Source organism: Paenibacillus sp. SAF-068 (assembly GCF_051967555.1).
GTDB lineage: Bacteria > Bacillota > Bacilli > Paenibacillales > Paenibacillaceae > Paenibacillus.
In genome coordinates this window covers 86,877-104,982 of the sequence record NZ_JBQCJX010000007.1, presented here as the reverse complement: position 1 = coordinate 104,982, position 18,106 = coordinate 86,877, and the positions used below count along the sequence as shown (strand labels likewise).

Here is an 18,106-nt window from a genome sequence, read left to right as displayed (position 1 = left end):
CATCATCCGTGCTGAGGTTGCAGCTATCGTCCAAAGAATATTGAAGGCTTCTGAATTGATTTAAAGCAACGAAAGGGTTCCCCCATGCAGGAAGAACTGCATAAGGGGAACCCCTTTTTTGTCTTTGTTTCAATACCATCCATTAACTGTAGTAGTCTAAAACTCGCCAACATCATAGACGGTAATTAATATACGTGCACACTCGCACCAAGCACGGATTTGTTTTGTACAGAATTACCTGGGAGATAGACCTTTTGCAGATCAGGCAGCTGGCTTATTGTCTCAATATTGGAAATGGCATTGTTCTCGAGGTGAAGCTCTTCTATGGCCTGCCAGTTGCTCATGAATTCGAGAGAAGCCAAATTGCTGTCTTGCATAGTGAAGGAACGCAGAGCGGACAGTTTGGCAAAGTATGGCATCATTTGGTCAACTTCAGTAACGGAGGTATTGTTAATGCTGAAATACGGCTGCTCTAAGGTCAAATGTTCAAGCACGCTGTTCTCCACGGCCGTTTTTTGTTCAAAGTTCAGCCTGCACTCGGAGCACATCAGCGATTTGACCTGCTTCAAACGAAATAAAGCATCGCTCTCCTTAAATAGTGAAGAGTCGTAAATGTTCAGGGTCTCTAGGCTGGACAAGCCGTCCAAGGCGCCCAAACGGGTTATTTCATCGATCTCCCAGAGCGATAGTTGCTCCAGTTTCGGGAATTTCCCCAGCGCTGCCAGATTCAACTCGCCGCTTCCGCCACGGAGTGCCAGACTGGTCACGGCGGGCGCTTTCAGCCCGGAGAGAAAGGAGCTTGGAATTTCCACCCGCTCGACATTAGGCAATGTCAGCGCTTCTGCATTCTCGTAGTAGCCGGACAACGTTAATTCCCGCAGAGATGACAGGCTATTGATGGCCTTTACCGAACCAAGCTGACTTAGAGAAGCCAGGCGCAGTGTAGTAATGGAGTTTTTGCCGGTCAAGCGCTCCAGACTGGAGAAGTTTACATTTTCAATATCCAGCGTTTGTAGAGCAGGCATGTTTTGCACAAAGTCGATGGACTTTACATTTGTTAAAAAGGACAAACGAAGCTCCTGAAGCTGGGTCAAGGCATATAACGGCTGCAGGTCTGTGGTTTCACTGTGCTGTATAGATAAGGATGTTAGCCCGGTCATGGACGACAACCATCCGAGTTCATCGACAAAGGTAAGGGACAGGGACTTGAGTGGCAGTTTATTCAACAGAAATAAATCCGTTACGGACTCATCCACATAGGTAATGGATAAAGAGTTCAGATTGGGGAATTCCAGCAACAGGGCCAATTCCTGATTGCTGCGAAGCTGAGTGGTAAGCTCCGTAATGTTAGACTTGTCACCAAAGTAGTCCGAAAATGTGCCAAAAGATTCATTAAAAGCGCCGCCATAACTTTTTAATCCGGACATATGTGCCAAAGTGGTTTGGTCCGTCTGGGAGATTTCATAGGTATTCGTCAGGTCCAATGCCGTCAGTCCCGTAAAAGCTTCAAAATCTCGCTGATCAATCCGTTGGCTATTTAGTTTCTTATCCTGAGTAACATAGGTGATCTTTTCGGCCTGTTCATCGCTGAAGGGATCGGAAAGGCTATACGTAAATTGCCACTGATCATTCTCCGAATGCTCTACGGTTAAATAGCGAATACGAGCCAATTCCTCCTCTGTTGGCAAGGCAGACCCTTTATCGAAGATATCTCGCAAAAATGAGAGCAGAACCTCGCTTTCGGGCATCTTTCGCACAGGCAGATTGGCTTCTGTTTTGGGATAGGTGGAGCTGTTGCTATAATAAAAATATGTACCGATGGCCCCGGTCAGGAGCAGCATCAATATCAGCAGCAGCCTTACAGAGACGTTCAGCGTCGGTGCTGTTTTTGGGGGCGTTCCGTGGTAATGATTAATGGTCTGGTCCACGTAATAGACATTATTTTGCTTCAATAAAAGCTCTGTTTCACAATAAGGGCACTTTAAGATTTGACCCTCTTTGTACTCAATTCTACCGTTGCAATTGGGACAGTTTAACGGGATAAAGGCCACGAATGTCCCCTCCTTCATTATGATGGTGATAAGATCATGCTGAACGGTCATCTGCTTTCATTATACCTTGTGAATTTACGTTTGATGAGAGAAAGAAGTTTCACATAACGAAGGAGCAGGGAAACCCTGCTCCTCTTTGATCTTTTTAACGTTTAGCTGGTGGTGGGATATTACATAAGTCGTTAAGCGATCGAAGTAATGGGATGTTTAACTTGCACCGGGTAGAGATGATCACCAGGGATTCTTACAAATAATCCGTCATTGGTAAGAGTACTTTTTAGAACGAGATGTTCTGTTGCATCTGGTGTGAAATGGAAGGTTATTGTCTCCGTATCCTCATCTGCAATCTTATCCAAGATATCTTTCATATTTATTTCGTTTAAGCTAACAACGTCGAAGAGCTCAATATGATTGTCCTCTTTTTGATAAATAACAATGACGTTTTCATTTTCTAAGTAATTAATATCATTATTAAAGACATTTAGGCAATAAAACATGAGTATTCCTTGCGTATGGGCGGTTCCGAAATGTTGCGAAACAGGCAGTCTTTCCAATGCAAATTGTTGAATAAGATGTAAATCATCCGCGTTAGCAACATCGAGTTTCCGAAGGTTCGCAGGTGTGTTTAATTTTTTTGCCGTATAATCCATTGAAAAAAGATGTTCTTCCACCGGCTTAAAACCAAACTTGGGGTAAAAATCAAGGACCGATTCATTGGCAAAAAGGTACATGAGATCGTATTTGTTGTCGTATTCCTCTAAAATCTGGTTCATTAAACGAGTGGATAGTCCTTTCCCTCGATAGTCGGGATGTGTCATCACTGTGCCGATTTGAATCGCTTTTTTATGCTCCCCGTGAATGATGAGCTCGAGGATATTGACTGAAGCATTGGCAACAACCCGATCTCCGTCCACAAATGAAAAAGGGATGTAGTTCTCGCCCCAGCATCCGTGCTGGTACCAATTTTCAAAGTCAATATCAAAAGTATCGGCAGCAAGTTTAAAAAAACTTGTTCGAAGTGTGTCATTATTTTTATAGTTCTTCGTAAAGAGCAATTCCTGCATGGTATGTCCCCCCCCCCTAATCCTCAAAAGTGACTACATAATATGACTGAGAGCAACTGCAAATCTTGGTCCATCAATCTAAGGAAAAATGCACGACTGCACTATATAACATTTTGGTACGAATAGGGTCAAAGGTTACTTGATGTTGGACTTGCTTTACACGTAGCATTAATGCCTTATTGATTTCAATTCGTTCTTCAATCGCTCGCGCCAGTTCATGAAAGTCATAAGCCTGCAAGCATTCGACTTTATCTTTCATTATATCCAGTGAAATTTCCATATTTAAGTTATGCCTCCTCCGAGTGTCGATCTGCAAGTTAAATGCTTGTCGAGCTTCATTTTAGAGGAGCTTTTCCAGTTCGGCAAGCGTAAGCATGCTGAAAATTAAATATAGACGTGATAAAATCGGGAAAGAGTTATTCGGAAATCATCGAACTTTCAATAATCTAAGATCTAATGGAAGCAATAACAGATCTGATGTTTGAACAAAGTTACATTTGCATGGTATAAGTGAAGAAGCAAGGACACAATAATGTGAATTGCAACGAAAACTGTTAATGCTAATATAGTTGATAGGCAAGCAGATTCATAAGTTACGTGTTTTACTATGTTTACTATTAATGAGGATAAAGACTGTCCTGGAATGTATAGAGGAGTTATGGAGATGACACAAGAGAACTTTTGGCGTGAATTGCCACGACCATTTTTTATACTGGCACCGATGGAAGATGTGACGGATGTTGTGTTTCGGCATGTCGTAAGCGAAGCGGGCAGACCGGATGTGTTTTTTACCGAGTTTGCGAACACAGAGAGTTATTGTCACCCGGAGGGGCACAAGAGTGTGCGTGGGCGTTTGACGTTTACAGCAGATGAACAGCCGATTGTTGCTCACATTTGGGGAGATAAACCGGAATTTTTCCGTGAGATGAGTATCGGTATGGCAAAGGAAGGCTTTAAAGGTATCGATATTAATATGGGCTGTCCTGTAGCGAATGTTGCCGAGAATGGAAAAGGAAGCGGCTTGATCTGCCGGCCGGTACTTGCGGCGGAGATTATTCAGGCGGCGAAAGCCGGGGGGCTGCCGGTCAGTGTAAAAACGCGTCTCGGATTTACGGAGGTCGATGAATGGCGCGACTGGTTAACTCATATTTTGCAGCAAGACATTGTGAATCTGTCGATTCACCTGCGTACGAGAGAAGAAATGAGCAAAGTAGACGCTCACTGGGAACTGATTCCGGAGATCAAAAAACTGCGGGATGAGATCGCGCCGAACACACTGCTGACCATTAACGGGGATATTCCTGACCGTGAGACAGGCCTCAGACTTGCGGAGCAATATGGTGTGGACGGCATTATGATTGGACGCGGTATTTTCCAGAATCCGTTTGCTTTTGAGAAGGAGCCGAAGGAACACACCAGTGAGGAATTGCTTGATCTGCTTCGGCTGCATTTGGACCTTCATGATCAATATTCAGGACAGGCGCCACGTTCGTTCAGCGCGCTTGCCCGTTTCTTTAAAGTCTATGTCCGAGGATTTCGAGGGGCAAGTGAACTCAGAAACAGCTTAATGAACGCCAAGTCGACAAGTGAAGTTCGCACGCTGCTCCATGAATTTGGAAATAAGGCTCAAGATGAGGCGGAGGGACGTGGGATTTAAGTTTCCGAGTGATGTATTGGATGATTAATTAAAAAGATATACAAGAAAAGAAGCGGGAACGATTCCGCTTCTTTTTGGGCTGTTGTTGTATTCAATTTGTGTTGTAACACTTTAGTCGTCTTGGAACGTTAACGCGTATACTCCGGTTGGGCGGCCATGGCGATCGGCTGAGGATTCGCTAATACCCATAACACAGCCAACTCGGATAATCTGGCGGGCGCATCAAAATCGTATCCATTGCGAAGTCTGCTGACCAAGTCTGCTGCCTCTTGGAGAAGTTCCGGGGCGAGTGGCGCACCAGTGCCCAAGTGACGAATCAGTGCATCCAGCATCTTGCGATACTCGGCGTCCCAGTTTCCACCGCCATTATCCAATACTTCATGGGACACGCGCCCTGTGATGCGGATAACCTCTCCCTGCACCGTTTGAGCATGGCCCTGAGCAGGAATGAGATATTCCCATAGCTCTTGGTGCTGCTTGGGCCAGGTGGTTGCCGTTACCTGTATGGGTTTAGTGCCATCGTGCATGATCCGATTCGCTACCGGCTCGACATCAAATAGCCGATACAGTTTGATCAGCGCGTCTGAAACTTCATCGACCTTGTCTTTATTGAACTTCTCACGAACGAATTCAAAATCCTTACCAATCCGCTTCACCGATTCTTTCATATCCGGGGTGACCGATGCACCAGCATCCAGCAGAATGGCGGCAATCTCCGCCAGATTGACAATATCACTATTCCTGCAATTGATTAATCCCTTAGCTAATGGCGTATTTCCCTTATTATTTTCAACGTTAATAGCAGCACCTTGGTTTACCAACTCTTGAACCACTTTGGTTCTATACCCATTGACCGCTGCATGTAACGGTGTTTCATTTTGGTAATCCACAGCGTCCAGATCCGCACCTAATTCAAGAAACAGGGCTACATTTCCTGACCAGTGTGAGGCATGAGCATGTAGAGGCGTGCGTTGATATTTGTCACGTGCATTAATATCTGCCCCTTGCTCTACTAGCCAGCGGACCACTTCATCCGATATTTGACGAAAGCTGAGGGTCGTACCTTTGCTGTATCCCCCACGGGCATCCCATTCGCATTGCTCGAAAACTTCTTTTACAGCAGAAATATCATTATCTTTAACGAGTTTTTCCATATGAGCCGGTAATGTTGTTTTCATCTTAGCCATTAAAAAATCCCTCTCCTTGTGAACGACATCGTATTTCTAATGATAGGAAATGACAAATGGATAGAAAGCAGATAATTTTCTGCAAGTTTATCACATAGGCGTTTTTAAAACCAATAACTGGATTTTAAAACTTCTGATTTGAAGCATAAAGTAGTGGGCACTGCATCACAATTGATATGAGACTTCGCTTCGCTTGGCTGTGATATACTTTAGGTGAATGTTGATTTTGGAGATTGGTTGAAACGATTAAAATGATCGCCGCAATGCATGCGGTAGGTTTTTCATAATAGGAGGATCTATGTCCTGGAGCAAATTGAAGCAACAATTGGAAAGTTTTCTTAGTCCTGCGTTAGTTGGACGGGTGGAGTACCGTGCTACCAGCTATCGCTATTCACCTGATAAATCAGGAAATTGTTACATTACCGTAGATAAAAAGAACATATTGAATATGATTGATACGACCGCCCCTGTCCGGTGGTATCAGACGGAGCAGGAGATCAAGAACGATCCTAACATCGTCATTCCTGTGAGCGAGGAAGAGATTGAAGCTATCCGGCAAGAGTCCATAGGCAATATTCCCGAGGAGCGTCTTCAAGTCATGGCAAGAAGCAGAAAAATCTCCGTCCATGCCAAGGAGCTTTTGGCGGCGCAGACCGCACTCAGCAAATCGAATTTTACCGTTGCAGCTACCACATATTTATCGACTTCTATAGAGGATAATCTGGAGAGCAAGGATATCCTTTCTAACATTCTGGCTTTAATGGACAGACGAGTAGGCAAAAAGCGAATATTGAACATGTCCGAGCAGATGAAGTTAAAGCATCCAGCGGTGCAATATTTTTATGAACTGCGCCGTCGTACGGTGTAGATTAGTTAAACTTCGTAGGTTGCTATGATCATCAAAAAAAATATAAACCCAGGCATAAAGAAATAACTTGGGTTTATATTTTTTGAGTTGAAGCTCTTATTTTATTGGTGTAATTTTAGAGAGCCGTTACTTATTCAGGATTGTACGCCTATAGTAATCCGGGTAACATAGTTCAGTTCACTTTGTTCGGCTACCTCGTCAATTAAATATTCCTCATAAGCATAATCCCCAAGATTCCAACCTTCTCTTATGGAGTACTTCACTATTTTTTCATAGGTTTCTCCAATGGTTTCGTAGCTTCCATGATGGTAAGCAACAGCATACCAACCTTTTGGTTTGACAGAAGTAGATGTAGTTTTAGATTTCTTTTTACTCTTGGTTTTTACATAAAAAAAGGATTTGGAGTGGTAATCCCCGTTTAAAATACGTTCCCTGCTTAGAAGATAACCTACGAAAGAGGTATCTTTAGATAAGCTACGATCCTCGAAATGATGAAAAGCTAACATCCAGCTTATATATTCTTCTTTATCCAGCGCAATCAAAGATTCACTGCGAATAATGAATTCCTCTTCCTGTTCTTCGACCATAATAGTTTCAAAATCGGCATGCATGCCTTGTTTTACGTTGTGAATTAGTTCTCTTAATGTGTGTTTGAAATATGTGAGTCTCTCGATCTCCCTGTCGATGTCCTTTATTTTCTCTTCTGACATCTGTATAGCTCGTTCCGAATTTCTTACTTCAAGATACTTCTTAATATCGTTAAGAGGAACATTCAAATCTTTGAGAATGTTGATGGTGGAGAACAACATGAACTGTCCTTCAGAATAATAACGATATCCGTTTGCATCCACATAGTCGGGTTGAAACAATCCAATCTCATCGTAATGAAAAAGCGTTCTTTTATTCACGTTACACAGCTTGGCAAATTCACCTGTTTTGTAGTACTTGTCTGATCCAGTATCCATAATTAACCACCCTTGACTATCTGGTTACGTTATACCTTATTGTAATGTTACAAACATTAAAATCTAAAGTAAAGGCAAGAAGAAATGGTTATATGGGATAGCCATCTTTTCATGAATTTTAAAGGAGAATCAGTATGAGTTTGAAAATAGAGTATGTGAATAAATCTTTTCATGAAATGAACAGTCTGAAAGAGTTATATGACGGTGCATTTCCTGAAGAGGAAAAGTTGCCGATGTGGTTTCTTTTATGGAAGGCGAGGAAAAGTTACATTCATTTTGTCGCATTTTATGATGATCTTCAGTTCATTGGCTTTACTTATTTAATTGAATATAAGGATACTACGTTTATCTTTTACTTAGCTATAGATACGAAGAACAGGTCCAAGGGATATGGCAGTCAGATATTATCCAAGATTAAAGAGATGTACCCGAATAACAGAATAATTCTCAACATTGAGGTCATTGATGAGGCTGCCAGTAATTATGAGCAGAGAGTCAGCCGGAAACGTTTTTACGTGAAAAATGGTTATAGAAGCTCTAATCGAACGATTAGCCAATTTAATCAGTCCTATGAGGTTATGATTCATGGCAAAGATCTGGTTGAAGACGAACTTCGCAGTATGTTGAAGCTGTTCGCAGGAACAATTCTATACTGGTTCAGTAGAACAGAGATTAATTGAGGTAGGGTGGTCCTTATGGATAAGTTCGAGATAAAACATGTTACTGCACAAAACCGGGATGAGGTTTTAAATTTACGCGTAAAAAGTACACAAGTAACCAACATTGAAACAACGCAAGAATGCTTGGAAGAAGCAGATGAATGTGAATATTATCAGCCTGCAGGCCTGTATTGGAATGATATGTTGGTAGGTTTTGCAATGTATGGTTATTTTCCGCCAATTGAAGATATGCAGGGTAGAGTGTGGTTAGATCGCTTTCTTATCGATGAGAAGTTTCAAGGTAAGGGCTTAGGAAAAAAACTGCTATGTGTTCTTATACAACATCTTTTTAGCTTATACAGGTGCAACGAGATCTATCTTAGCTTGTATGAACATAACCGGGAAGCATTACAATTATACCAACAGTTTGATTTCAAGTTTAATGGAGAGCTGGATTTTAACGGAGAAATGGTCATGGTGAAGGAAATTAATGCTCTTGAGATTGGACATTAACTTCCGTATCACAACTTCCCCCAAAAAAAGTGCTATTTTTGATATAGCTTTTAACTATAACCAGTTATGGTTTTTAAGTATCCCTTCTAACTGCTCTCTGCGTGATATGATCATGGTATACAACGAGGGGGTAATTTACATGACTGACAAGTTCCAGATCGTAGGAAGTTTATTGCGGCCGGATGAGCTGCTGAAATATAAAACGCAAATTGAACATAATGACGATATCCAATATCCGTTCTATGAAAATTACGAAGGATATGAGAAGTGCGAGACGGAGGCTATCAAACAAGTTGTCGCCAAGGAAATCGAACATAACTTGTCCGTGGTTACCGATGGCGAATTCTCTAAATCGATGTGGCATCTGGACTTTGTATGGGGATTTGGCGGCGTGAAACGTTATATCGCGGATCATGGCTATTTTTTCAGAGATGTGGACGGAACTTCGAAATATGAAACACGCAAAGATATTGGACTGCGGATCACGGACCAACTGAGCGGAAAGAATCATCATTTTATTCAGTTGTTCCAACAACTGCAAGACACGGCTGGCGAGCAACAAACGAAACTTTGTGTACCATCGCCATCCCATATCTTCGGTGAGCTTTCCTGGTCGGATAACATTGGCGGTACCGATTCCGTTTATCAGAACAAACAGGAGCTCAAAGAGGGGCTTGTGATCGCGTATAAGGAATTCGTCGAAGAATTCGCTGCAGTGGGCGGTAAAATTCTGCAATTCGATGATTGCTTGTGGGAACTGTTTGCAGACGACAACCCGAACTCTCCTTTCACAGGGGAGCATATCAATCAAGATGAAGTACAAGGCCTGGCTACTGAATTCATTGATATTAACAATACCGTGATTGACTTCGGTCATAGCCTTGGCTTGAAAATGTGGACACATAACTGTCGCGGTAACTATGATTCCCGCAACATGGGCGGTGGATCATATGTGAAAATCGCCAATCTGTTCCTGAAGCAATTAAAGTATGACCGTTTCTTCTTGGAGTGGGATGATGATCGTGCGGGTTCACTTGAAGCGTTGGAAGTGTTCAAGGACAGACCTGAAACGGAAGTGGTATTAGGTTTGCTTTCCTCCAAAACAAGTACCCTCGACGATGAAGCACGCGTTGTCCGTTTGCTGGACGAAGCTTCCAAAATTATCGATAAGGATCGGCTGCTGTTGTCTCATCAATGCGGTTTTGCATCCTGCGATGGCGGTAACGAATTAAGCGAAGCTCAGCAATGGGCGAAGATTGATCAGGGGCAGAAGATCGCCAAACAATATTGGGGCAGCACCGTTTAGGTTCAAGCTGACGGTATTTTGACCCATAAACGATTACCCGTTCAATAGTGTTTAGTATTCATACAACGGCGACTTGTCCTCTGGAATCCATCCAGGGAGAAGCCGCCGTATTTGTTCTGAAACGTACGTATAGGTACGTTCTTATTTCTATAAACTTTTTTAAACTAATGATGAGGCATAAGTATGTCTTTTTCTATTTCTGCGATTCACGCTGTGCCAGCCATTCCTTTTTCAACAAAGCATATTGATACGTATTTTCGTATTTCGGTGTTCCGTCCTCATTGTTGACAAATGAAATGAACTCCAAAAAGAGACCTTCCCGGCGCATGCCCAGCTTCTCACACAGTTTCTGGGAACGAAAGTTATCATCCTCGACATAGGCGTACACTCTTCTTATTCCCTGTTCCATAAAGAGATGCTCGATGAAAGCATGGGCACTCTCACTTGCGTACCCTTTCCCTTCAAATCTGCCATTAAAATTCCAACCAATACTATACGTATCTGAATTCGTATCCTTATCTGTACCAGGATCCTGATCTTCCCTCATGCCAAACAGCTCACCGATCAGCTCGTTACTGTCTTTCAGGCAGACTGCGATTTGGGAATCGTCATTGCTTCTTTTTGCGACCTCCGCTGCCGCGTCTTCCAGTGTTGAAATTCGGTGATCCACAAAGCAATTCACTCTGGGATTAGCTGTGTATTCCAACAGTCCGGCTGCGTCTGTTGCGGTGAAATTTCGCAGGATTAATCGATTGGTTTCAAGGTTTTGCATGAGATATACCTCCAGTGTTCAGATCAATAGATTGGCTTTGTTCATGTTGTATTTCTTTTTATTCTACCAAACACATTATTTCTTACTATAGCTGGGTGCAGCCTTGAGTTTGGCTTTGGTTTTGGTTCTGGTTCTGTCAGACCGGGAGAACAATCCCACCAATTTCTCCCTATAGATATAACCGAGCACGAACCCGATCACAGCGATAACAGAAATACTAATGGCGATCGTATATTGTTGCATATGAATGGTGGACCCCACGGCGGCAGATGCAATGATCCACGGCAGACGACCAATTATCAGAATCATGAAGAACTTAAACGAACGAATCGATGTAAGAGCGGCAACAAATACAAGCATGTCTTTGGGCAAGCCGGGTATCACGAAAAAGATAAATAAAAAGGCGGAGAATTTCTTCTCATCATGTATAAACGACATCCACTTATAATTTTTCTTTTGCAGCAGCCGTGAAATGTAAGCCCGACCGATAAAACGAGTGAAATAAAAGGCGATCGCTGAGCCGAGTATCAAACCTATCGTTGTATACAATGAACCAATGGCTGTACCGTAAATATATCCGCCTGCGACTTGCACCACTTCTCCTGGAATAGGTGCAACCACGATCTGAAGAATCTGGAATAGGATGAACATGATTGGACCCCAATGTCCGGTTGAATGAATATATTCTCTGAAGTTGTCCATGGAAGACATGATTTTAATTATGGCAGGAGAATAATAGACCAGCAGACCAATGGACAACATGAGGAACAGACCCAACAATAGGTTAGTCATTACTTTTTTCGAGGGTTGTGGCATAGCTGACGACTCCTTTGTGTAATAACCTTTAGATATTTACAGTATAAGGCGAAGTTATTAAGAGATACCTACATAACTTCTGAAGAATTCTTAAGTCGATTGTATTTGCTGGTAGTCGCCAATAGCGCATATTATACTGAAATTAGACGGAGGGATCAGATGAGTAAGAAAATTCTAATTGCTGATGATAACAGCGAAATTCGTGAAATTGTAAGGATTTTATTAGAGAGCGAGAATTATGAAGTGATTGAAGCGATAGATGGTCAAGATGCGATTGATAAAGTGAATGAAGAGACGGATCTCATTATCTTGGATATGATGATGCCCAATAAATCGGGCCTGAAGGCATGTCTGGAGATTCGTGAACAAACAAGCGCACCGATCCTGTTTCTCACGGCGAAAACGCAGGATTCTGACAAACAATTGGCCTTTTCCTCCGGCAGTGATGACTTCTTGTCCAAACCCTTCTCCTATACAGAACTCGTTTCAAGAGTGAAGGCCTTACTGCGGAGGTATTACGTTTATCGGGGCAAGGAGAAAACTGAAGAAACGGATCAAATCATCGTTAAAGATCTTACCGTCCATCAGGATTCAAAAACCGTGTTTGTTGGGGAGAAGGAAATTGCTCTAACTGAAATTGAATACAACATTTTGTTGCTGTTGGCTAAGAAACGACGAAAGGTATTCTCGGCGGAAAATATATATGAGAGTGTTTGGGGGCAGCCCTACTTTTATACATGTAATAACACGGTGATGGTTCATATTCGTAATCTGAGAGGCAAACTGGAGGATGACCCACAGAACCCTAAATATGTGAAGACCGTTTGGGGGAAGGGGTACAAAATTGAATAGGTTACTCATGGGGAAAAAGCTGAAGATTAAACTGGTTCTGGCGGTTATCATTTCTCTGATCATTGCCACAAGTGTTTTCGTTATTGTACAAGTTGTTGGCGAGACTGTATTGGATAGTTACTTAAGCAAATCCACCTTTGTAGAGAACAGACAGCAAGATGCGCTTGAACGATTCGAAACATTCGTAAACAATCAGAACGTGTCAACACGAAATCACGAGCAATTATCTGATTGGATAAGTCATGAACGCTACTTGAATCTGTATATTTTTGCAAAAGATAAATTGATATTCTCCTCCAACACGGAGATTGATCCTGCCATTAATGAAGAGCTGTTAACTCAATTTGTACCATCGAAAATACCCATCACCACCATCCATTTTGCGGATCAGGATGCCCAAATATATTTGGTTAGCTTCTATGAGTATCAATATTACAACCTCATTCTCATTATGGGTGTTTTCATAGCAGCTGTCGTGTTCATCGTTTCCTTTCTACTGATGATTAATAAGAAAACGTCGTATATTGGCGTGCTTGAACAAGAGATCAAAATACTCGAAGGTGGAAATTTGGATTATTCAATTACGGTATCGGGAAAGGATGAACTGTCATCTTTGGCCCAGAGTATTGATGAGATGAGGAAATCATTTGTGGAGCGGCTGGGTAGCGAGGAGAGGGTCAGGATGGCCAACCGTGAATTGATTACGGCGATTTCCCATGATTTGCGAACGCCACTCACGATTCTATTAGGATATATGGATATCATAGAGCTCAATAAGTATAAGACACATGAGGAGCTGTTGCAGTATATTCATAATAGCCGGGAGAAGGCCTATCAGATCAAAGTCCTGTCGGACAAATTATTCGAATATTTTACGGTATCTTCTGCCGCGGAAGAAGAGGAAATTGAATTTGAAAGGTATGAGGGCAGAGCGCTGATTGATCAACTCATCGATGAACAATTAGTGGTTTTGGACGATATCGATGTGCAGGTTCAGACAGATGCATATGATGAGGCGTTTTTACTGGAAATCAATCTGGTCGCCATGCGTCGCGTAATGGATAACCTATTTTCAAATATTCGAAAATATGCCGATCCAGTGTTTCCCGTTCATATCCAGATCTCTTTGAAGCAACAATATGTCATTCTTGAGGTGAAGAATAAGATTAAACGTGTCAGTAAAAAGAAAGATAGCAACGAAATAGGGCTCGTTAGTTGTCAGAAAATGATCGAACAGCACAACGGTACGTTGAAGGTGTCGCAGGAAGAAGATACTTTTTCACTACAAATTACGCTACCCGTCATCTCCAATAAACCAACACAGACTCATCTATAATGAAAGGAGAGAGGGGTTATTGTATTAAAAGAGCCATGCGATCGCATGGCTTTTACGATATCGTGCGAAGGCAAGCCTCATGTTTTAGACAACAGGTTCATTCTGTTTTTTGAAATATTGTTCAATGAGAAACGAGAGCATCGATCCGGGCTCAGCCTGCTGTAATTGAGACTGATCGCCAAATTCCATGAGATACGGCTGTTCCGTAGTACATGGAATCCAATGAGGCATCAGCTTTCCGGTGGAGTCCGAACCGTTTGGATCACCTGTAGCAATAAAATTGGATAAGTAATTGCACATCTGGCGGGCCAGATCATAATGTTTGCCTGTGAAAGGCCGCCAGCACTTGGCGAGTGTTTCGAAGAAGAACCACAAGTCGACGGAGTGGAAGGTGCCCGGCTGGTCCCAACCCGGAATTTCGGCGTCGAAGTTATAATAATAGAGAGGCGTTTCAGACGGATGACTGCTGTTCGCGCGGATGGCGAGCAGGATGGCATGTTGGATCATGCGTACCGATGCGTGTTGCAGAGCCTGCTCAATTTGGCCGGTACCCGTCTCGCATAGCTGCAAAAAGGCAGGAGCATCCTCGCCGAACAGCTCCACAGCCATCTGCTTCAGTTCTTCCAGATCGGCTGCGGCGGGACGGGTCCAAAATTCGGAAGACGTATGCCCCAGCATTACGGGGATCGCCTCGCGCTTCTGCTGAATAAAACGAGTAAACGGATCGCCTGCGCAGAATTGTTCGTCAATGACGGTTCCCCAGAAATTTTTGTATTCGAGTGCTTTGTCACGAAGATACAAGGCATTGAGTTGTCTCGCCTCAGCCAGGGAGGATACGCCCAGGAAGTCGAAAAATGCTACCCCGGCCTGCTCTGCATCCCGCAGTGTGGAACGGACAGCAGGCACACGGACCTTCGGGTATAACTCGGTGGCCATACCGCTCATGATGACGGCTCGCTGGAACAAGCCTTTATTTTGCGGAGAGGTCATCTGGCTGAGTACACTTCCTCCGCCTGCTGACTGTCCGCCGATGGTGATCTGATCTGGATCACCGCCAAAGGCAGCGATGTTACGTTTGACCCACTGGGTGCCTGCTTGCTGATCGAGATGACCGAAGTTGGCGGGGGCATGGGGGGATTCGGCGCTAATCTGGGGATGACACAGGAAGCCAAAGGCATTCAGTCGATAATTAATCGTCACAACGACAATACCTCTGCGAGCGATTCGCTCGCCATCAAATTCCATTTCGGCCGTATGGCCGACTTGAAGGCCCCCGCCAAAATACCAGACAAAGACAGGCAGCTTCTCGTCCGTACGCTTGGCGGGTGTCCAGACATTCAGATACAGACAATCCTCGTCCATGGGCAGATCGGGGTCAACAGCCCATTCGCGGGTGTAGATATTGTTATCGTCGATGACTGTCGGGGCTTGCATGGAGATAGGGGCAAAATCGAAAGCTTGCAATACACCGTCCCAGTTCGACTGCGGCTGTGGAGCTCGCCAGCGATTCTCACCTACAGGAGGTGCGGCAAAAGGAATTCCCTTAAAGCTGGTAATTCGCGGGTCCGCTGCGGGCAGTCCTTGCACTTGTCCATGTTCTACCGTAACCATTCTAAGCATCACAACAATCTCCTCTCTGGATTTAGCATGTAAGCGTTACCGAACATCTGATCAACGATATGAAGATAAACCAAACGTGAGAACCTGTTAGCTGGAGAAATGGGGGAATCAAAGTTGAATCCGATTTGGCATGAGAGCAGTAGATCCAGTAATTTGTATTTTATCAGCGGTGGTCACAAGCCAGCCAACCTGCACCAATGGGGACCAGGCGTGCGAGACGTTTATGCACTGCACTATATTATCCGCGGCCAAGGGACGCTGGAGACGGGCGGCCGCGTTTTTCGGCTAGTCACGGGAGAAAGCTTTATCATATTTCCGCAAAAGGAGATTTATTATTATCCAGACCCGCAGGATCCATGGGAGTACGTCTGGGTGGAATTTAACGGTGAAGATGCCGGACGATTGCTGGGACTGACGCAGTTTTCAGAGATACAACCAGTGGTGACAATCTCGCCGGAAACATTGCAGCCTTTTTTTCATCTCGCCTGGAACGCAGGTGCATCATCCCATGAATTGCTTCGTGCGGATGCACGTTTGCGCCTGCTGTTATCCTACTATATGGAATACTATCCGAAGGAGCCGCAGGTGGACGCCAAGGACTATGTCTGGCTGGCGAGAAAGTACATCGAGCAGAACTACTGGAAGCCGACATTGACCGTCACGGAGATCGTAAAGGCCGTCAATCTGGAGCGCAGCTACTTGTTTCGTCTGTTTAAAGGAGCAACTGGCAAGTCTGTTTTGGAGTATATTACATCCTGCCGAATCGGGCGCGCCTGTGAATTGCTGAAGACGTCGGGTCTGCCAATTCAATCGGTAGCATACTCTGTTGGCTACAATGACCCGTTATATTTTTCCAAAGTATTCAAGAAGGCAACTTCACATACCCCAACAGCGTACATGATGCTGCACCGAACTAAGGCATAACGTTAACGGAACAAGGCACAATTCCCGGACTTTCGGAAATAACGTATCAGCTTCTCAATAGGCTCGCGTCCACTGTTCAGCTTCACTCCAAGACAATCAATACATAGAAATTGCTGGGCAGAGCGCGAGATCAATTTGAGGTAGATGCCGACATCGTCTGAAGAAAGCGGAACCTGACAGGAGGTGCACAGGCGATGTTGAGCCATTTATTTCACCAGTTTGGCCCGGACGACGAGGCAATCATGTGCTGCGACAACGGGAGCGAAGCGTTCACGGAACACGCCTAGTTCTTTATGTTCCCAGCAGTCATAAAGCGAGAGAGCGTAACCGGCAGCATAAGGCAGACCCATATCCCAAAACTGCAAAGACAATTCCCGCTGGCTGTCGCTCAGATTGAAGAAACCAATAGCCAGATCGCCATCTGTGAGCACCTTCACCAGCATAAATACATCGTCTGTGTGAAACCATTGCGGCTCCGGTTTAATACGATAAGCTCCGCGCGCTTCTGCATCCTGGTTGATGGCAAGCAGATCAGGATTCAGGAGAATATCTTTGGTGATCTGGTTAGCCTTGCGTACGTCGCATCCGATCATTAATGGGGAACCCATCATGGACCAGAGGGAGAAGTGGGTTTTATATTCGATGTCGTTGCATCCGCCGATGCTGCCGATATAGTCATTGTTGCTTCCACCATACATACCAACGATCAGCATATCCATGTCGTTATGGCAGAAGGAGCCGGTGTAGCTCTGTTTTCCGAGTTGAGACAAGGCAAGTTCCTTTACTGAATCCCAATTGTCGCGGATATCGCCGGTGGATCGATACATATGAGCACCTGATTCCCGAATCCAATCGTATACGTCATCGGCTCCCCAGTTACAGGCAGAGAACAGGATATCGCGTCCGCAGTTTTTGAGCGCCAGGCTCATTCGTTTGTACAGCAGCTCGCCTGAGATATGTCGCGGCTTGAAGCAGTAATCATACTTCAGATAATCAACGCCCCATTCGGCAAAAAGGGCGGCATCCTGGAATTCATGCTCAAAGCTGCCCGGATACCCGGCACAAGTATGCGTGCCCACACATGAATACATGCCGAACTTTAGTCCTTTGCCATGGATATAGTCAGATAGCGCTTTCATACCGCTTGGGAATTTCTCTGGGTCAGCCACCAGATTGCCACCCGCATCCCGTTCCTTCAGACTCCAGCAATCATCAATGACGATATACTCGTAGCCGGCAGCCAGATAACCTTCTGATACAAACACATCAGCGACATCCCGAATTAATTGTTCGTTAATATCCCACGTAAAGGTATTCCACGAATTCCAGCCCAGAGCAGGGGCGAAGCCTAACACTTGATTGTTGCTCATGATCTCCCGTCCTTCCTCATCTTGGTTTCTTTAACTTTACTAAACTGAACATAAACGATGAGCGATGTTTCCTGCCATAGCTTAACGTTGCTTGGGCATGGACAGATGTTGCTCTGCTGTGCAGGGGGAAACATCGTTTTTCCAAT

General features: G+C 44.2%; 18 protein-coding genes. 8 read left to right on the top strand and 10 right to left on the bottom strand.

Annotated features, from left to right (window positions below; all coding sequences use genetic code 11):
- Positions 1–185: 185 nt before the first annotated feature.
- From ACTHPG_RS25480 to ACTHPG_RS25470, 3 genes are all read right to left on the bottom strand, one after another.
- Entirely contained in the window at positions 186–1,952 is a 1,767-nt protein-coding gene (locus tag ACTHPG_RS25480) for a leucine-rich repeat domain-containing protein (RefSeq protein ID WP_440392175.1), read from the bottom strand.
- A 281-nt stretch (positions 1,953–2,233) separates the two neighbouring features.
- Positions 2,234–3,115 (bottom strand): GNAT family N-acetyltransferase, encoded by an 882-nt coding sequence (locus ACTHPG_RS25475; RefSeq protein ID WP_440392174.1) that lies wholly within the window; start codon positions 3,113–3,115, stop codon positions 2,234–2,236.
- Between the two features lie 73 nt (positions 3,116–3,188).
- Positions 3,189–3,395, bottom strand: a complete 207-nt coding sequence (locus ACTHPG_RS25470; RefSeq protein ID WP_440392173.1) for a DUF2536 family protein — start codon at positions 3,393–3,395, stop codon at positions 3,189–3,191.
- A gap of 384 nt (positions 3,396–3,779) precedes the next feature.
- On the opposite strand from ACTHPG_RS25470, the gene ACTHPG_RS25465 reads away from it, so the two are divergent.
- Entirely contained in the window at positions 3,780–4,772 is a 993-nt protein-coding gene (locus tag ACTHPG_RS25465; RefSeq protein WP_440392172.1) for a tRNA dihydrouridine synthase, read from the top strand.
- 128 nt (positions 4,773–4,900) lie between these two features.
- Here ACTHPG_RS25465 and ACTHPG_RS25460 read toward each other — a convergent pair whose 3' ends face one another.
- A complete protein-coding gene (locus ACTHPG_RS25460; protein WP_440392171.1) occupies positions 4,901–5,959 on the bottom strand; it encodes an ankyrin repeat domain-containing protein in 1,059 nt (352 codons plus the stop codon).
- 298 nt (positions 5,960–6,257) lie between these two features.
- Here ACTHPG_RS25460 and ACTHPG_RS25455 point away from each other — a divergent pair, with 298 nt between their 5' ends.
- Positions 6,258–6,827 carry an SF0329 family protein gene (locus ACTHPG_RS25455; RefSeq protein ID WP_440392170.1) on the top strand — a complete coding sequence of 190 codons (570 nt, stop codon included), beginning with the start codon at positions 6,258–6,260 and terminating at the stop codon, positions 6,825–6,827.
- A 134-nt stretch (positions 6,828–6,961) separates the two neighbouring features.
- On the opposite strand, the gene ACTHPG_RS25450 is transcribed toward ACTHPG_RS25455, so the two are convergent.
- Positions 6,962–7,792, bottom strand: a complete 831-nt coding sequence (locus tag ACTHPG_RS25450; RefSeq protein ID WP_440392169.1) for a MerR family transcriptional regulator — start codon at positions 7,790–7,792, stop codon at positions 6,962–6,964.
- A gap of 134 nt (positions 7,793–7,926) precedes the next feature.
- Between ACTHPG_RS25450 and ACTHPG_RS25445 the strand changes: the two genes are divergently transcribed.
- The 3 genes from ACTHPG_RS25445 to ACTHPG_RS25435 all read left to right on the top strand — a co-directional run bounded on the left by ACTHPG_RS25445 (position 7,927) and on the right by ACTHPG_RS25435 (position 10,270).
- Positions 7,927–8,472 (top strand): GNAT family N-acetyltransferase, encoded by a 546-nt coding sequence (locus tag ACTHPG_RS25445; RefSeq protein WP_440392168.1) that lies wholly within the window; start codon positions 7,927–7,929, stop codon positions 8,470–8,472.
- 15 nt (positions 8,473–8,487) lie between these two features.
- Entirely contained in the window at positions 8,488–8,964 is a 477-nt protein-coding gene (locus ACTHPG_RS25440; protein ID WP_440392167.1) for a GNAT family N-acetyltransferase, read from the top strand.
- Between the two features lie 139 nt (positions 8,965–9,103).
- Positions 9,104–10,270 (top strand): cobalamin-independent methionine synthase II family protein, encoded by a 1,167-nt coding sequence (locus ACTHPG_RS25435; RefSeq protein WP_440392166.1) that lies wholly within the window; start codon positions 9,104–9,106, stop codon positions 10,268–10,270.
- Between the two features lie 193 nt (positions 10,271–10,463).
- Here ACTHPG_RS25435 and ACTHPG_RS25430 read toward each other — a convergent pair whose 3' ends face one another.
- Entirely contained in the window at positions 10,464–11,042 is a 579-nt protein-coding gene (locus ACTHPG_RS25430; RefSeq protein WP_440392165.1) for a GNAT family N-acetyltransferase, read from the bottom strand.
- 75 nt (positions 11,043–11,117) lie between these two features.
- Entirely contained in the window at positions 11,118–11,858 is a 741-nt protein-coding gene (locus ACTHPG_RS25425; RefSeq protein WP_440392164.1) for a TVP38/TMEM64 family protein, read from the bottom strand.
- A 159-nt stretch (positions 11,859–12,017) separates the two neighbouring features.
- On the opposite strand from ACTHPG_RS25425, the gene ACTHPG_RS25420 reads away from it, so the two are divergent.
- Positions 12,018–12,710, top strand: coding sequence for a response regulator transcription factor (locus ACTHPG_RS25420; RefSeq protein WP_440392163.1), 693 nt, complete (start codon positions 12,018–12,020; stop codon positions 12,708–12,710).
- The gene (locus ACTHPG_RS25415) at positions 12,703–14,046 is read left to right on the top strand and encodes a histidine kinase dimerization/phospho-acceptor domain-containing protein (protein ID WP_440392162.1); all 1,344 of its coding nucleotides are present in this window, start codon (positions 12,703–12,705) and stop codon (positions 14,044–14,046) included. Before ACTHPG_RS25420 ends, ACTHPG_RS25415 begins: the two co-directional genes overlap by 8 nt.
- Before the next feature lie 84 nt (positions 14,047–14,130).
- Here ACTHPG_RS25415 and ACTHPG_RS25410 read toward each other — a convergent pair whose 3' ends face one another.
- Positions 14,131–15,666 carry a carboxylesterase/lipase family protein gene (locus ACTHPG_RS25410; protein ID WP_440392161.1) on the bottom strand — a complete coding sequence of 512 codons (1,536 nt, stop codon included), beginning with the start codon at positions 15,664–15,666 and terminating at the stop codon, positions 14,131–14,133.
- Between the two features lie 114 nt (positions 15,667–15,780).
- Between ACTHPG_RS25410 and ACTHPG_RS25405 the strand changes: the two genes are divergently transcribed.
- Positions 15,781–16,590 (top strand): AraC family transcriptional regulator, encoded by an 810-nt coding sequence (locus tag ACTHPG_RS25405; protein WP_440392160.1) that lies wholly within the window; start codon positions 15,781–15,783, stop codon positions 16,588–16,590.
- 2 nt (positions 16,591–16,592) lie between these two features.
- Here the strand turns inward: ACTHPG_RS25405 and ACTHPG_RS25400 are convergent, their stop codons facing one another.
- Both ACTHPG_RS25400 and ACTHPG_RS25395 read right to left on the bottom strand, forming a co-directional pair.
- Positions 16,593–16,796, bottom strand: coding sequence for a hypothetical protein (locus ACTHPG_RS25400; protein WP_440392159.1), 204 nt, complete (start codon positions 16,794–16,796; stop codon positions 16,593–16,595).
- A complete protein-coding gene (locus tag ACTHPG_RS25395) occupies positions 16,797–17,960 on the bottom strand; it encodes a glycoside hydrolase family 27 protein (protein ID WP_440392158.1) in 1,164 nt (387 codons plus the stop codon).
- Positions 17,961–18,106 lie beyond the last annotated feature (146 nt).

What these genes read in the sequence shown, in the direction of transcription:
- ACTHPG_RS25475 (WP_440392174.1), bottom strand. Translation starts at nt 3,115, where the DNA reads ATGCAGGAATTGCTCTTTACGAAGAACTATAAAAATAATGACACACTT.
- ACTHPG_RS25470 (WP_440392173.1), bottom strand. Translation starts at nt 3,395, where the DNA reads ATGGAAATTTCACTGGATATAATGAAAGATAAAGTCGAATGCTTGCAG.
- ACTHPG_RS25465 (WP_440392172.1), top strand. Translation starts at nt 3,780, where the DNA reads ATGACACAAGAGAACTTTTGGCGTGAATTGCCACGACCATTTTTTATA.
- ACTHPG_RS25460 (WP_440392171.1), bottom strand. Translation starts at nt 5,959, where the DNA reads ATGGCTAAGATGAAAACAACATTACCGGCTCATATGGAAAAACTCGTT.
- ACTHPG_RS25455 (WP_440392170.1), top strand. Translation starts at nt 6,258, where the DNA reads ATGTCCTGGAGCAAATTGAAGCAACAATTGGAAAGTTTTCTTAGTCCT.
- ACTHPG_RS25450 (WP_440392169.1), bottom strand. Translation starts at nt 7,792, where the DNA reads ATGGATACTGGATCAGACAAGTACTACAAAACAGGTGAATTTGCCAAG.
- ACTHPG_RS25445 (WP_440392168.1), top strand. Translation starts at nt 7,927, where the DNA reads ATGAGTTTGAAAATAGAGTATGTGAATAAATCTTTTCATGAAATGAAC.
- ACTHPG_RS25440 (WP_440392167.1), top strand. Translation starts at nt 8,488, where the DNA reads ATGGATAAGTTCGAGATAAAACATGTTACTGCACAAAACCGGGATGAG.
- ACTHPG_RS25435 (WP_440392166.1), top strand. Translation starts at nt 9,104, where the DNA reads ATGACTGACAAGTTCCAGATCGTAGGAAGTTTATTGCGGCCGGATGAG.
- ACTHPG_RS25430 (WP_440392165.1), bottom strand. Translation starts at nt 11,042, where the DNA reads ATGCAAAACCTTGAAACCAATCGATTAATCCTGCGAAATTTCACCGCA.
- ACTHPG_RS25425 (WP_440392164.1), bottom strand. Translation starts at nt 11,858, where the DNA reads ATGCCACAACCCTCGAAAAAAGTAATGACTAACCTATTGTTGGGTCTG.
- ACTHPG_RS25420 (WP_440392163.1), top strand. Translation starts at nt 12,018, where the DNA reads ATGAGTAAGAAAATTCTAATTGCTGATGATAACAGCGAAATTCGTGAA.
- ACTHPG_RS25410 (WP_440392161.1), bottom strand. Translation starts at nt 15,666, where the DNA reads ATGCTTAGAATGGTTACGGTAGAACATGGACAAGTGCAAGGACTGCCC.
- ACTHPG_RS25400 (WP_440392159.1), bottom strand. Translation starts at nt 16,796, where the DNA reads ATGGCTCAACATCGCCTGTGCACCTCCTGTCAGGTTCCGCTTTCTTCA.
- ACTHPG_RS25395 (WP_440392158.1), bottom strand. Translation starts at nt 17,960, where the DNA reads ATGAGCAACAATCAAGTGTTAGGCTTCGCCCCTGCTCTGGGCTGGAAT.